This is a genomic window from Ruegeria sp. F12 (assembly GCF_056533885.1).
The window spans coordinates 43,749-57,169 of record NZ_JBQFOV010000001.1 but is presented as its reverse complement, the minus strand read 5'-3'; the positions used below and the strand labels follow the sequence as shown (position 1 = coordinate 57,169).

General features: G+C 60.2%; 12 protein-coding genes. 3 read left to right on the top strand and 9 right to left on the bottom strand.

The features are described 5' to 3' along the window. Positions 1 to 2 precede the first annotated feature (2 nt). The 4 genes from ACR0CA_RS00305 to ACR0CA_RS00290 form a co-directional block, all read right to left on the bottom strand. Entirely contained in the window at positions 3 to 569 is a 567-nt protein-coding gene (locus tag ACR0CA_RS00305; protein WP_480897130.1) for a sarcosine oxidase subunit gamma, read from the bottom strand. After that, the gene (locus ACR0CA_RS00300; RefSeq protein ID WP_480897129.1) at positions 562 to 3,591 is read right to left on the bottom strand and encodes a sarcosine oxidase subunit alpha family protein; all 3,030 of its coding nucleotides are present in this window, start codon (positions 3,589 to 3,591) and stop codon (positions 562 to 564) included. Before ACR0CA_RS00300 ends, ACR0CA_RS00305 begins: the two co-directional genes overlap by 8 nt. Before the next feature lie 43 nt (positions 3,592 to 3,634). After that, on the bottom strand, positions 3,635 to 3,964 hold the full coding sequence (locus tag ACR0CA_RS00295) for a sarcosine oxidase subunit delta (RefSeq protein ID WP_170770384.1): 330 nt from the start codon (positions 3,962 to 3,964) through the stop codon (positions 3,635 to 3,637). 87 nt (positions 3,965 to 4,051) lie between these two features. Continuing rightward, positions 4,052 to 5,296 carry a sarcosine oxidase subunit beta family protein gene (locus ACR0CA_RS00290; RefSeq protein WP_170788871.1) on the bottom strand — a complete coding sequence of 415 codons (1,245 nt, stop codon included), beginning with the start codon at positions 5,294 to 5,296 and terminating at the stop codon, positions 4,052 to 4,054. Between the two features lie 196 nt (positions 5,297 to 5,492). Here ACR0CA_RS00290 and ccmI point away from each other — a divergent pair, with 196 nt between their 5' ends. Genes ccmI through ACR0CA_RS00275 form a run of 3 tightly spaced genes read left to right on the top strand, consistent with a single transcriptional unit; the run spans position 5,493 to position 7,423 of the window. Next, on the top strand, positions 5,493 to 6,713 hold the full coding sequence (gene ccmI / locus ACR0CA_RS00285) for a c-type cytochrome biogenesis protein CcmI (RefSeq protein ID WP_480897128.1): 1,221 nt from the start codon (positions 5,493 to 5,495) through the stop codon (positions 6,711 to 6,713). Continuing rightward, positions 6,710 to 7,174, top strand: a complete 465-nt coding sequence (gene ruvX / locus ACR0CA_RS00280; RefSeq protein WP_170788873.1) for a Holliday junction resolvase RuvX — start codon at positions 6,710 to 6,712, stop codon at positions 7,172 to 7,174. The genes ccmI and ruvX overlap by 4 nt, the downstream gene beginning before the upstream one ends. Before the next feature lie 15 nt (positions 7,175 to 7,189). Next, on the top strand, positions 7,190 to 7,423 hold the full coding sequence (locus ACR0CA_RS00275) for a DUF1289 domain-containing protein (protein WP_170770376.1): 234 nt from the start codon (positions 7,190 to 7,192) through the stop codon (positions 7,421 to 7,423). A 249-nt stretch (positions 7,424 to 7,672) separates the two neighbouring features. Here the strand turns inward: ACR0CA_RS00275 and ACR0CA_RS00270 are convergent, their stop codons facing one another. The 5 genes from ACR0CA_RS00270 to ACR0CA_RS00250 all read right to left on the bottom strand — a co-directional run bounded on the left by ACR0CA_RS00270 (position 7,673) and on the right by ACR0CA_RS00250 (position 13,298). Next, complete coding sequence (locus tag ACR0CA_RS00270) at positions 7,673 to 8,401, bottom strand: SpoIIAA family protein (protein ID WP_480897127.1); 729 nt, start codon at positions 8,399 to 8,401, stop codon at positions 7,673 to 7,675. 36 nt (positions 8,402 to 8,437) lie between these two features. Continuing rightward, the gene (locus ACR0CA_RS00265; RefSeq protein WP_480897126.1) at positions 8,438 to 9,217 is read right to left on the bottom strand and encodes a hypothetical protein; all 780 of its coding nucleotides are present in this window, start codon (positions 9,215 to 9,217) and stop codon (positions 8,438 to 8,440) included. After that, a complete protein-coding gene (locus ACR0CA_RS00260) occupies positions 9,217 to 10,041 on the bottom strand; it encodes a sulfite exporter TauE/SafE family protein (protein ID WP_480897125.1) in 825 nt (274 codons plus the stop codon). Before ACR0CA_RS00260 ends, ACR0CA_RS00265 begins: the two co-directional genes overlap by 1 nt. A 39-nt stretch (positions 10,042 to 10,080) precedes the next feature. Beyond that, positions 10,081 to 11,076: a tRNA dihydrouridine(20/20a) synthase DusA gene (gene dusA / locus ACR0CA_RS00255; protein ID WP_480548470.1), complete on the bottom strand. Its 996-nt coding sequence runs from the start codon at positions 11,074 to 11,076 to the stop codon at positions 10,081 to 10,083. 164 nt (positions 11,077 to 11,240) lie between these two features. After that, positions 11,241 to 13,298 (bottom strand): adenylate/guanylate cyclase domain-containing protein, encoded by a 2,058-nt coding sequence (locus ACR0CA_RS00250; RefSeq protein WP_170782672.1) that lies wholly within the window; start codon positions 13,296 to 13,298, stop codon positions 11,241 to 11,243. Positions 13,299 to 13,421: the final 123 nt, after the last annotated feature.

Sequence of the window (13,421 nt, the reverse complement as noted above, 5' to 3'; positions counted from 1 at the left end):
ATTCAGTAGATCCCAACCTCGCTGCCCGGTTGCGCGGCCACTTTAAGCAAGTTGAACGCGTAATCCGCAGCCGAACGGAAACAGACAACGCGGAAAGTCTCGGTGTCGTCCATCCAGAACGCTCCGGCGATCTGTGCAAGGCGCGAGCGGCGGATTTGACCGGGTTGGAAGGCCTCGGCCGACAGCTCAACCGGGGCGATTTTGCCCAGAACCTCGCGGGAACTGGCGCCCGAGACGCGGAACACAGCCCGCGCGTCCGACACGTTTACAGCCAACGAATGGGTGCCGCTTAGTGTCTTGGTCATGGCCGCCAGCTTGGCGTCGACTTCGGCATAGGGCACCAGCACTAGCAATTCGTCCGAGGACATCCAGCACACGCCGGACTCGCCTTCGACGAAAACTTCGCGCTGACCGGGCATTTTTTGCCCGGTTGCGTCTTTGACGGCCTTCGCCAGCGCCTTATCGGACAGATCGCCGCGCAGCGTGATCATGCCTTGCAGGCCGCATTCTTCGACTTTGGCGATGCCCTCAAAGCTGGCGTGGTTCAGTGCGCTGATGGGTTCAGACATTCTGCTTCTCCCCGTCCTTGTCGAAGAAGATCGGGTCCACGATCTTCGCTTTGTAGATTTTTCCGTCGGTGCCCGGGAACTCGACAATCTCGCCCATCCGGTCAGGGCCGTGCTTGATCAGGCCCATGGCGATGCCTTTGCCCAGATTGGCCGAATAATAGGTCGAGGTCACGCGCCCGATCATGTTGCGCTGACCGTTGGCATTGACGCCTTCGCCCACCGCATAGGCACCATCGGGAAGGACAGAACCATCCACAGTCTCAAGCCCGACCAGTTTCCAACGGTCCGGATCGGCCATGTGGCTGCGTGTATGAGCGCGTTTGCCCAGATAGTCCTCTTTCTTTTTCGACAGCGCCCAGTGTAGCCCCAGATCTTGCGGGATCACGGTGCCGTCTGTCTCGTCGCCGATCATGATAAAGCCCTTCTCGGCCCGCAGGATGTGCAGACATTCGGTGCCGTAAGGCATCACGCCGAATTCTTTGCCCGCGTCCATCAGAGCGTCCCAGAAGGCCTGACCCTGAGATGCGGGAACCGCGATCTCATAGGACAGCTCGCCCGAGAACGAGATGCGATAGGCCCGCGCGTCGAACGCGCCGATCTTGCCATCGCGCCATTCCATGAATGGCAGCGCCTCTTTCGACAGATCCATGCCGCCGCCCGCCTGTGCGTTCAGCTTGTCCAGCACCTTACGAGCGTTGGGGCCGACCACGGCGACCTGTGCGTATTGCTCGGTCACGTTGGCGACGTAGACTTTCCAGTCCCACCACTCGGTCTGCAGCCACTCTTCCATGTGACCATGGATACGCTCGGCACCGCCGGTGGTGGTGTGGCACAGCCACGTGTCCTCATCGATGCGGGCAACAACGCCGTCGTCGATCAGGAAGCCGTTTTCCGAGCACATCAGGCCATAGCGGCATTTGCCGACCTTCAGCGTGGACATCATGTTGGTATACAGCATGTCCAGGAACTTGCCCGCATCGGGGCCCTTGACGATCAGCTTACCCAACGTCGAGGCATCCAGCAGGCCGAGGTTTTCGCGGGTGTTCTTCACCTCGCGATTGACAGCGTCATGCACAGATTCACCGGGACGGACATAGGCATAGGTCCGGCGCCAATGGCCGACCGGCTCCCAATCAGCGCCGTTCTTGTCGTGCCAATCATGCATCGGGGTTTGACGGATCGGCTGGAACACCTCACCGCGTGCCTCACCGCCAATCGACGCCAGCGAGATGGGCGTATAGGGCGGGCGGAAGGTGGTGGTGCCGACCTTCGGGATTTCGGAATCCAGCGCATCAGCAAGGATCGCCAAGCCGTTGATGTTGCTTAACTTACCTTGGTCGGTCGCCATGCCCAGCGTCGTGTAGCGCTTGGTGTGCTCCACGCTTTCGTAACCCTCGCGCGCGGCCAATTGTACGTCGGAGACTTTGACGTCGTTCTGGAAATCCAGCCAAGATTTCATCCGCAAACCGATCTCGGCATTGGCGGGCATCAACCAAACCGCCGCCATCGGAGCCTCAGCCGTGGTCTCACCGACCGGAGCCTTGGTGCGTTTCGCTGTGAAACCAGCCGCCTTGGCTGCTGCCTTGCCCGCTGCATCCGCGTCGGTCAGAACATCGCCCAGCGCCAGCGGACCATTCGACGAGCCCGCGGCCAGAACGAACCCTTCACCATCAGCGCCCAGAGGAGGCCGCGACGGGTCAGGCCGGAAATGCGCCTGCGCCTCATCCCAGATCAGTTTGCCGCCGCAATGCGACCACATATGCACGACCGGAGACCAGCCGCCCGACATGGCGACCGCGTCGCACTCGACCTCTTCGCGTGCACCGCCGATGCCTTCCTGATTGCACAGTTCGACCTTTTTGACGCGTTTGCCGCCCTTGACCTTGGCAATGGCTTTGCCCGGATCGACCTGAATGCCAAGCTGGCGCGCCTCATCGGCCAGCGGTCCGGCTGTCGTGCGCGCATCCACGATACGCAGAACCTCGACACCGGCCTGTTTCAGGATGATCGCAGTGCGATAGGCGTCATCATTGTTGGTCGCAACGATTACGCGGTCGCCGGGGGTCACGCCCCAGTTCACCACATAGTCGCGCATGGCCGAGGCCAGCATCACGCCCGGCACATCGTTGCCCGCAAAGGACAGCGGACGCTCGATCGCGCCGGTGGCATTTACAACCTGTTTGGCGCGGATGCGCCACAGCCGGTGACGTGGGCCCTGAGTGCCCGGCTTGTGGTCGGTCAAACGCTCATATCCCAGCACGTAACCGTGGTCATAAACCCCGGCCCCCATGCAACGATTGCGCATCGTGACGTTGTCCATTGCTTCGAGTTCGGAAACCAATTGTTCCACGAACTTATCCACAGGCTCATCATTGATCGTACCACCGTCAACCGGAGCCCGGCCACCCCAATGGGCAGTCTGCTCGATCAGCATGACTTTGGCACCGGACGCGGCTGCCACTTTCGCAGCCTGAAGACCCGCTACACCGCCGCCGATTACCAGAACATCGGTGAAGTGGTAGAAGTGCTCGTACGTGTCCGCATCGCGGTTGTCCTTGTCAGGCGCTTTGCCAAGACCCGCGGACTGACGGATGAACGGCTCGTAGACGTGTTTCCAGAACGGCTTGGGATGAATGAACATCTTGTAGTAGAAGCCCGCCGGCAAGAAGCGCGACAGGTGGGTGTTGATCGACCCGATGTCAAACTCGAGGTTCGGCCAGTGGTTCTGCGAGATCGAGGTCAAGCCATTGAACAGCTCGGTCGTGGTTGCGCGCTGGTTCGGCTCGAACCGGTTGCCCTGCCCCAGACCGACCAGAGCGTTCGGCTCTTCCGCGCCGCTGGCGACAACGCCGCGCGGACGGTGATATTTGAACGATCGGCCCATCATCATTTGATCATTGGCCAGCAGGGCCGAGGCCAGCGTGTCGCCCACATAGCCCTGCATCGAGGTGCCGTTGAAACTGAATGTAACCTGTTTCGACCGGTCGATCAGCCGGCCTTGATTTGCGAGACGGGTGCTCATGTTGCGGACCTTTCGCAGGCGGAATTACGGGTGGCTGGTTGGATCATTCGAACTCTCTCCAGGTCCAGCCGGGGCGCTTGGCGGTGATCGCCTCGCGGATTTCTTGCGGTGGCTCGGTGGTCTGAGCGGAATAGGTACCGAAGACTTCGAGCGTGTCGGTCGCACGCGCCGCGTGGAACCACTTGCCGCAACCATTGGCGTGGCGCCAGCGTTCAAAGTGAACGCCTTTGGGGTTTTCACGCATGAACAGGTAGTCGTGGAACTCATCATCCGACGAGCCGGGGCCATAGCGCTTGAGATGCGCCTCGCCGCCAGCGGCCAGTTCGGTTTCTTCGGCATCGACGCCGCAATATGGGCAATTCAGGATCAGCATCTGGTCATCCTTTCAGCAGCAGGTACACGGCAGTGTTCTGCGAAATCAGCGTGTCGGGCACGTAAGATTTTTCGACGAAAAATCTCATCAGTGCGCCACCCCGGCGGCGACGCTTTCGTCGATGAAGCGGCCCTCTTTAAAACGGTCCATCGTGAAGGCTTCGGTCAGCGGCGAATGACCCGTAGCCATCAGCTGCGCCATACCCCAGCCTGAGCCCGGAATGGCCTTGAAGCCGCCCGTGCCCCAACCAGCGTTGATAAAGCATCCACCCAGAGGCGTTTTCGACAGGATGGGTGAGCGGTCGCCGGTCATGTCCACAATACCGCCCCACTGGCGCAACATCTTCAGGCGCGAGATCATCGGGAAGGTCTCGACCAGCGCCCGCACCGTTTCCTCGATATGATGGAACGAACCGCGCTGGGTGAAGTTGTTGTAAGCGTCAGTGCCGCCACCGATGACCATCTCACCCTTATCGGATTGCGACATGTAGCCGTGCACAGTGTTGGCCATCACAACCACGTCCATGCAGGGTTTGATCGGCTCGGACACCAGCGCCTGCAGCGCCACGGCCTCAAGCGGCAAACGGAAGCCCGCCATCTCGGCCAGCTGACCGGAATGGCCCGCGACCACAATGCCCAGCTTGTCACAGTCGATCGCGCCTTTGGTGGTGTCGACGCCCACAACGCGGCCATTTTCCTGACGCACGCCGGTGACTTCGCATTGCTGGATGATGTCCATTCCCATGGCCGAACAGGCACGGGCGTAACCCCAGGCCACCGCATCGTGACGCGCGGTACCACCGCGTTCCTGCCAAAGACCGCCCAAAACCGGATAGCGCGGCCCGTCCAGATTGATGATCGGCACCAGCTCTTTGACGCGCTCGGGCGTGATCCACTCGGTCTTCACTCCTTGCAACGCGTTGGCATGGGCCGTGCGTTGATAACCGCGGATCTCGTGCTGTGTCTGCGCCAACATGATTACGCCGCGCGGGCTGAACATGATATTGTAGTTCAGATCCTGGCTCAGATCCTCGTAGAGGCTGCGTGCCTTTTCGTACAACGCCGCCGACGGATCCTGCAAATAGTTCGACCGGATGATGGTCGTGTTCCGGCCGGTATTGCCGCCACCCAGCCAGCCTTTTTCGATCACGGCGACATTCTGAATGCCGTAGTTTTTACCTAAGTAATACGCCGTAGCCAAACCATGACCACCGGCACCGACGATGATCACGTCGTATTTCCTCTTAGGCTCGGGCGAACGCCAAGCGCGTTCCCACCCAGTGTGATAGCGCAGCGCTTCACGCGCCACAGCAAAGGCTGAATAGTGTTTCATAAGCGAATCCATCCGGTTCGGTGATTGTGCGAAGGTATGCCGCGTAACGACACTATACCCCTGCCGTTCAACGCCGTAATATCGCACTATTGCGACATAGCGCCCAATATTGCGTGTTGTAATCGTCTCGCGGCCATTTGTCCCTTTTTTCTACGCGCCTGCAGGTCTAAGTCAGGGCAGCTATACTGGAGCTGTCATGACTTTCTGGGCCCTCTTGATCCTCACCGCGCTGCTGATTGCCGCGTTCCTTGGCTATGCGATGTTCAGGGGGCGTAAAAACCGTGAACCCGCCGCAGCCTACGACCTGCGTGTGTATCGCGAGCAACTGGCAGGTGTTGATCGCGATCTGGCGCGGGGCGTCGTCAGCGAAGCGGACGCAGAACGTGTGCGAACCGAAATCTCGCGCCGCATTCTGGCCGCTGACGCGCAGATGCAGGCGCAAACGGATCAGGATGGACCGCCGCTCTGGGCCAATGTCGTCGCAATCTCGGTCGTTGCTGCCGTTTTAGTAGGCGGCGGATTCTGGATGTATCGTCAGATGGGCGCGGCCGGACTACCGGATCAGCCACTGGAGCTGCGCAAGGAGATGGCCGAAGCCTTACGGGCCGACCGCCCCAGCCAGGCTCAGGTCGAGGCCGACCTACCCGCCGCTCCACAGCCGCAACTGGACGAAAGCTACGCTGCCCTACTGGAGCAATTGCGTGAAACAGTCTCGGCACGCCCCGACGACCTGCAAGGCCATATCCTGCTGGCGCAACATGAGGCAAACGCAGGGAATTTCCGGGCTGCCTACGTCGCGCAGCAGCGGGTGATCGAACTTTCCGGTGACGCCGCTCCGGCGGATGCCTATTCGCATCTGGCCGAGATGATGATCCTGTCGGCCAATGGCTATGTCTCGCCTGAGGCGGAAGAGGCGTTGAAGCAGGCATTGCAGCGTGATCCGCGTCATGGCCCTGCAAACTACTATCTGGGGCAAATGATGGTTCAGGTCGGACGTCCTGACATCGGCTATCGCATCTGGATCGACGCCCTGCGCGTCGCCCCACCCGGCGCGCCTTGGGTCGAGGCCATCTACGCCCAGCTTGACGATCTGGCTTTCCGGGCAGGCGTGTTTAACCCGCCAAATATCGCGGCACCGTCCGGCCCTAGCCGTGAAGACATCGACGCCGCCGCGGCTTTGACGCCAGAGGAACGGCAAGAAATGATCCAAGGCATGGTCAACCAGCTGTCAGATCGTCTGGCCACCGAAGGCGGTCCGGTCGAGGATTGGGCGCAGCTTATTGCCGCTTTGGGGGTTCTGGGTGAAGGCCAGCGCGCGATTGATATCATGAAAGAAGCCGTGGACATCTTTGCAGGCGATACCGAGGCGCTGGAACTGCTTGACGCAGCCGCGTTTCAGGCCGGGATCGCGCAATGATCCACGACGCGTTTGAAGATTTCGCATCGGCTCTTGCACCAATGACGGCGCTGATGGGGCTGGATCTGGGGGAAAAGACCATTGGGGTCGCGGTCTCGGACCGGATGCGCGGCGTGGCCAGCCCTCTGGAGACTGTTCGACGCAAGAAATTCACGCTCGATTCCGCACGCCTGCTAGAGCTGATTGCAGAACGTGAAATTGGCGGAGTTATTCTGGGCCTGCCAAAAAACATGGACGGATCCGAAGGCCCCCGGTGCCAGTCGACCCGCGCTTTTGCCCGCAATATGATGCGTCTGACCGATGTCCCCATCGGGTTCTGGGACGAACGCCTCAGCACTGTTGCGGCAGAAAAAGCACTGCTTGAGGCGGATACGACACGAAAACGTCGCGGACAGGTTATTGATCACGTCGCCGCCGGTTATATCTTGCAAGGAGCGCTGGACAGGCTGCGCTTTCTGTAAGGACGGATGACGCCTATGACAAACATGGTCTGGAAACGGAATGAGGTCGAAAGCCCTTGTGTCCAGATTTGCGTCGTGCACCCGACAGAGCGGATCTGCACCGGCTGCTATCGCACCATCGACGAGATCTCGCGCTGGTCCAAGATGGACAGTTCCGAACGTGCCGAGATCATGGAGTCCCTGCCCGACCGCAAGCCGCAGCTTGCAAAACGGCGGGGCGGACGGTCGGCGCGTCTGAACAAATCCTGACCCTACCTCCCCGGTTCCCGACCCCTGTGCCGCGCCAGCGCCGTTGCAGGTTGGTCTGAACTCCGAGGGGGTCAAGTTCGAAGACATTTTGTGAGTGAGTGGCAACCCACAACGGCGCGTTTCGGCATTTTTGTTGCCCCGCGTGGTCGACGGGGCAAACATTGGGACACTAGATTTAATCTGACTGGTCAATCAAGAACAACATGTCGCCAAATGGGCTGACTTGGCGTCAATCCGCCGATCCTGACACTAGCCAGCGGCAAGCCAGGTCTTTGCGTTATCTATCTCTTCTGCCGGAAAAAACTGGGTACGCGCACCCAGCACATGGCTTGCGACGCGTTGCGCCAGATGTTGCCACGCCTTGTCGCCCACGATAGCCGCGCGATCCAGCTGTCCGATATGGCCGCTTGCCAGTCGGAAATGCGAAGCCAAAGCCGTAAGGCCCTGCCAGCCGTCAAACGCGCTGAGGTCGATCAGCAGACGAAACCCGGTCTTGTCGCGCAGCAGATCGTCCAGATGCGCCCCGGCCTTTTGGTATTCGTCGGGGTCCAGCTTGCCCAACAGGCTGATCTGAACACAGGGTCCGCCCAAATCGGTCACATGGATCGAGCCCAAGGATTCGCGCAACCACCGCCGCGCCTCTTCGATATCGGCCAGTTCGAAAACCTGCATTGGACAGGGCATGATCGGCGCGGCCAGACGAGTGCTGGTCTGCACCCACCCCTGATCAGCCACCACGGCGATCCGATCAAAGCCGCGCCAATGGCTGAGACCCAGCTTGGTATCCGACCACGCCGCCCCCAGGTCATAGCCCTTGAACTCGGGCTGAACGACAGCCATCAGGCGCACGGTCTCAAGCTCTGCCAGCGCCGATTCGATCGCTGGAACAAGCGTTTCGCTGTAATCGGTGCTGGTGACTTCGCCGGACAGCTCGACCTCAATCTGCGCGCCGTCCGAACTCGTGTGAACCGTAATCATACCCCTAAACCTCCAAACCAAAACAATGGCGGCAGGTTACGGAGATTCGATCCACTCGGCCACACCCCCTGCGCATTCGGGGCGGAAATAGGCAATCATCCGACCGTCCGGCCCAGCATTTGCACCATCCGGCCACGGCGCGACCCCGTGCAGGCAATGGCGATGCAGCAAATACGCCTCGCCAGGTTTGGCGGTCAGTTCGATACGCGGGCAGGTGTCGAACACCTCGCGTCGGGAGGTTTGGTAGATGTCGGTGATATCCACCTCGTGCAGCCTGTCGCGAGGGTGATCCTTCAGCGCTTCTGCAAAAGCGGTGCGCAGGATTTTGTGGCTGCCCTCCCACAGAACCATGGGTGAGGCATCAGCACTGGCATCGGTCAGCGGTATTCCCAATATCCACGCGTGCGGCTCATCCACGCGGCGGCGGCGGTCCGGTCCCGTCGGGCGCAGACCATCCACATGCGCCGCATCCCGATTGCGTCGATACCGCGCTGCCGCCTCATTCTCGCCCCGGCGCGGTTTGGGGTAGCCGGGATAGATGATCGAGACCTGACCTTTGTGCAAGGGCAGTGTTCCGTACTGTTCGACAATAAACCCCATGGCCTGCCCGGACAGGACATCCGACTGCCCGACCCGTCCCTGCGCATCATTGTCCAGTGCATCTACGCCGATGAACCAAGTGCCCTCGCAATCCACCCATTGTGCATGGGCCGGATCCGCCACCGAGGCGCGTGCCTGTGGCAAAGCGTGCCGCACCCAATCAGCCAAAACCGGATCATAGGGAAACTTCACCCAGCCCCTCTCGTGGAAATCCATCACAGCCCCACCGCCTTGCGCAGCATGTTCAGCGCGACCAATGTCAGAAAGACCGCAAAGACCCTTTTGAGTGGCTTCGGGTCCATCGCATGGGCCAGTTTTACGCCCCAAGGCGCCGTAATCATGGTCATTGCGACCACGATGGCGAAAGCAACCAGATTGACCGCGCCGATGGTCAGCGGCGGGCGGTGTTCGGGCGCGATGCCCAGAAACAGAAAGCCGATGACCGACGGCACGGCGATGATTACACCAAACCCGGCAGCCGTCGCGACGGCACGGTGAATTGGCGTGTTGAACAGGCTCATAAGCGGCACGCCGAAACTGCCCCCTCCGATGCCCATCAGGACCGACAGGAACCCAACGCCCGGAGATAGGACCGCACGCCGCACGCCCTTGGGCATCGCGTCACCTAGCCGCCATTCCGACTTGCCCAACCCCATATAGGCCCCTATTACCATCCCAAGTACGCCGAACAGCGCCTGCAATGCCTCGGTTCGCAGGGCCGACGCCACCATCACGCCGAGGATTGCGCCCAGCGCGATGCCCGGCCCCCAGCCTTGCAGGATCGACCAATCCACCGCACCTTTCTTGTTATGGGCCAGAACCGAGCGGATTGACGTGACAATGATTGTGGCCAGCGAAGTTGCAAGACACAGCTGCATCAGTTGCGGACCGCCATAACCAAGCGTTTGAAACGCATAGAAAAAGGCCGGAACCAGAACGATCCCACCGCCAACACCCAGCAATCCGGCCAACACGCCCGCGAACGCTCCGATCACAAGCAAAAGTGCCAGCATCTGAACCAGCAACATCGTCTCTGGCATCTTTCCCCCATCCCGACCCAAAGGCCGCGTTTTGAATTCTCACGCGTCAGTCAAAGGCGCAACGCGGTCGAGCGCCTGCAACATGACCTCAGGCCCTGCCCCGTCCTGCACGGCCCCTTCGGACAAGGCCCGTCGCCAGGCACGCGCGCCGGGACGCCCAGCGAACAGACCCAGCATATGGCGGGTGATCTGATGCAAACGCCCCCCCGCGGCAAGGTGCTGCTCGACATATGGCACGATTTTTTTGACCACATCGATCGGATCGGCGGCCTGCCCGACTCCGTAGATCAGCGGGTCCGCCTCTGCCAGAATATCGGCGGGCTGGTGATAGGCAGCTCGGCCGATCATGACACCATCCAGCCCTTGATCCAGATGCTCTTGCGCCTGTTTCAGCGAGATGATGCCGCCATTGATCGACACATGCATATCGCTGAACTGCGTCTTCATCCGGTGCACCAAATCATAATCGAGCGGCGGGATATCGCGGTTTTCCTTGGGGCTGAGCCCCTGCAGCCACGCCTTGCGCGCATGAATGGTGACGCGTTCGCACCCTGCCGCGCGTATGGCCTGAAGAAAGGCGGGCAGAACCTGCTCCGGGTCTTGATCATCAACGCCGATCCGGCATTTGACCGTGACCTCGACATCGACCGCATCGCGCATCGCGGCCACGCATTCGGCCACGCGGGCCGGGTCTTTCATCAGCACCGCGCCGAATGTGCCCGATTGCACGCGGTCCGACGGGCAGCCGCAGTTCAGATTGATCTCATCGTACCCGACCTCGCCTCCCAGACGCGCGGCTTTCGCCAGTTCGGCGGGGTCCGACCCACCCAGTTGCAGCGCTACGGGATGTTCCTGCGGGCTATAGTCCAACAGATGCAGCGCCCCGCCGCGTACCAGAGCGGGGGCCGTGACCATCTCGGTGTAAAGCAGGGTCTCGGCGCTCAGCAGACGGTGCAGATACCGGCAATGGCGGTCTGTCCAATCCATCATGGGGGCCACGCTCAGGCGCGCTGCATTTCGTATTTCGTTCGTCACCAGGTTCGCCTTACACGCTCAAGAAAGGCACCTTTACAAAGCATTTGGTGCCGAATTGCCGATTCGAGTGCGGCACCCTTTATCACATACGCTCGAAACGAACAGCAGCAGGCGACGAAACGCGGCCGCATTCGATCAAGGCCGGTCAACAGGCGAAAAGCGCGTCAGTACTTTTCCGTATGGGTCACAGCGCGCCACCCCTTGGGCAAAGGGGCGCTCAGCAACTCATGCGCGCGGGTTTTCATGACAACCGACGCGGGGTCGCCGCCACGCAGTTGATCTGCCGCCTCAAACGCTGCAATCGCCTGCTCGAACCGTTTGGCCCGGTAATGTGCCAGCCCTTGTTCGTAGGCCAAAATCCAGTCGTCAGGGGCGTCGAACCCATCTCTCATGCCGATCAGCTCATAAACCACCAGCTCCTGATCCCGCCCAAAGAGGGTCAGTGTGTCCAGTTCCCGCACGACAATCGCATCGCCCGCCTCGCGCCGCGTTTCCGGGCCGATCAGGATCAAAGTGCCAAAAGACCGGTTCGCCCCTTCCAACCGGCTGGCCACATTCACCACATCACCGATGGCCGTATAGTTGAGCCGCTGTTCCGAACCGATATTGCCCACCAGAGCTTCACCGCTGTTCAAACCGATGCGCACACGCAGGGGGTGCCCAGCGTCGTCCACGATACCGGCCTCATCGACAGCGGCGATCAGGTCCAACGCGGCGCGGCAAGCATTTTCGGCGTGATCGGCATCGGTACGCGGAGCGCCCCAGAACGCCATTACCGCATCCCCCATGAACTTGTCGATGGTGCCGTCATGGCGAGTAATCGCGGTAGATGCCGCGCTGAAAAACGGCTCCATCAATTGTACGATGCGCGGACCCAGCTTTTCGGACAGCCCAGTGAACCCGGTCACATCGCAAAACAGGACCGATATCCGTTTGATGTCCCCACCCGGTTGCGATTTGATGCCCTCGGCAACCAGCATGCGCACCAGATCGGTCGGGACATATTTGCGAAAAGCCGACAAACCGGCCGCCATGCTCGCAGTTGCAGCAGACAGATTGGCCAGTTCGGACAGCTTCGAGGGCCTGCGCGAGATTTCTTCGACGTCAAATCGTTCGATTTTGTTTAGGTCTTCGGCGATGCGCGCCAGCGGTTTGGCCACAATGCTGCGCGCCAGCCAGATCGTCGACCCGATGGCCAAAGTCACCACGACGATAAGAATATACAGCAGGTTGATCAGCGTCTTGTCGATCCCCGACAAGAACGCAGATTCCGGGATCACCGTGGCCACCCGCCAGCCATAAAACCCCAGCGGGGTCAGTGCGACCGCGTAGGGAACCCCGTCGATCACCACCCTCTGGTTCTGGCTGCCCGCCGCTTTGGCCTTGGAGCCGCCTAAAAGCTGTTCGCCCGAGATCATGGCAACTTCGTAAAGTTCGCCTTCGCCCATCCGCGCAGGCGTCACCTCATCCGCTTCTTGATCAGGAACAGCGATGACCTTGCCATCCGCGTCCAGAATAAAGGCCGCCCCGAACTCACCGGGGTTCAAAGTGGCCAGAAAGCGCGAAAGCCGGTCCGTTTCGATCGCGACGGCCAAGACACCTTCGCGTCTGCGGTTAACATCGACAGGTCCAGCAAACGCGTAAACGGTTTTGTTGCTGCCCGGCAAATCACGTGCTTCGATCCACCCCTGAGAGTTCAGCCCCATGAAATTCCCAAACCACGCGTGGTCACGGGGGTCATAAGTGGTCTCCGAAAAGGTGCGCGCCTCAAACTGAATGTCGCCGGGGATGAAAATATACTGGTCCTTACGCAACATGCGGTCGTGGATTTGGTCGTCAATTTCGACCATCTCAAGCCCACCATCACCCAGACGATGCGAGGCAAAGAAATTGCCGTCCGGCCAGCCAAAGAAAATCCACGAGATGTTGGGCTGTGCCTGCAATTGCGACAGAAACACGAATTCGCGCTTATCGGCCTGACGGGTCTCAATAACGTTTTGCACAAAGATCGTACGTACCGCGGCCCAGGCGGCCTCGGCCGAGCCCAGCGTCGCGCCCACCTCGGTACGCACGGTATTGGCGATCTGCGTGTTGATTTCTGCAGCCAGCATGCGGCTGTTATCGCGCGCCGTCGTCCACCACAAGGAATGGACCACAAACGTCGAGACGCCGATCGAGAAGGCAACCAGGATTGAGACAGCGATGCCGACGCTAAGTCGCATGAACGCTCCGAAAAAGTAACGTTTGACACAGTATTCCGTTCAGAACGGAAAAGAAGCAAAGCTTACTTTGATTTTGCGCGAAAATCTCACGCAAGTGTTAAAGATGCGTCATCACGCGTCATC

What these genes read in the sequence shown, in the direction of transcription:
- ccmI (WP_480897128.1), top strand. Translation starts at nt 5,493, where the DNA reads ATGACTTTCTGGGCCCTCTTGATCCTCACCGCGCTGCTGATTGCCGCG.
- ruvX (WP_170788873.1), top strand. Translation starts at nt 6,710, where the DNA reads ATGATCCACGACGCGTTTGAAGATTTCGCATCGGCTCTTGCACCAATG.
- ACR0CA_RS00250 (WP_170782672.1), bottom strand. Translation starts at nt 13,298, where the DNA reads ATGCGACTTAGCGTCGGCATCGCTGTCTCAATCCTGGTTGCCTTCTCG.
- ACR0CA_RS00305 (WP_480897130.1), bottom strand. Translation starts at nt 569, where the DNA reads ATGTCTGAACCCATCAGCGCACTGAACCACGCCAGCTTTGAGGGCATC.
- ACR0CA_RS00300 (WP_480897129.1), bottom strand. Translation starts at nt 3,591, where the DNA reads ATGAGCACCCGTCTCGCAAATCAAGGCCGGCTGATCGACCGGTCGAAA.
- ACR0CA_RS00265 (WP_480897126.1), bottom strand. Translation starts at nt 9,217, where the DNA reads ATGGATTTCCACGAGAGGGGCTGGGTGAAGTTTCCCTATGATCCGGTT.
- ACR0CA_RS00290 (WP_170788871.1), bottom strand. Translation starts at nt 5,296, where the DNA reads ATGAAACACTATTCAGCCTTTGCTGTGGCGCGTGAAGCGCTGCGCTAT.
- ACR0CA_RS00270 (WP_480897127.1), bottom strand. Translation starts at nt 8,401, where the DNA reads ATGATTACGGTTCACACGAGTTCGGACGGCGCGCAGATTGAGGTCGAG.
- ACR0CA_RS00275 (WP_170770376.1), top strand. Translation starts at nt 7,190, where the DNA reads ATGACAAACATGGTCTGGAAACGGAATGAGGTCGAAAGCCCTTGTGTC.
- ACR0CA_RS00260 (WP_480897125.1), bottom strand. Translation starts at nt 10,041, where the DNA reads ATGCCAGAGACGATGTTGCTGGTTCAGATGCTGGCACTTTTGCTTGTG.
- ACR0CA_RS00295 (WP_170770384.1), bottom strand. Translation starts at nt 3,964, where the DNA reads ATGCTGATCCTGAATTGCCCATATTGCGGCGTCGATGCCGAAGAAACC.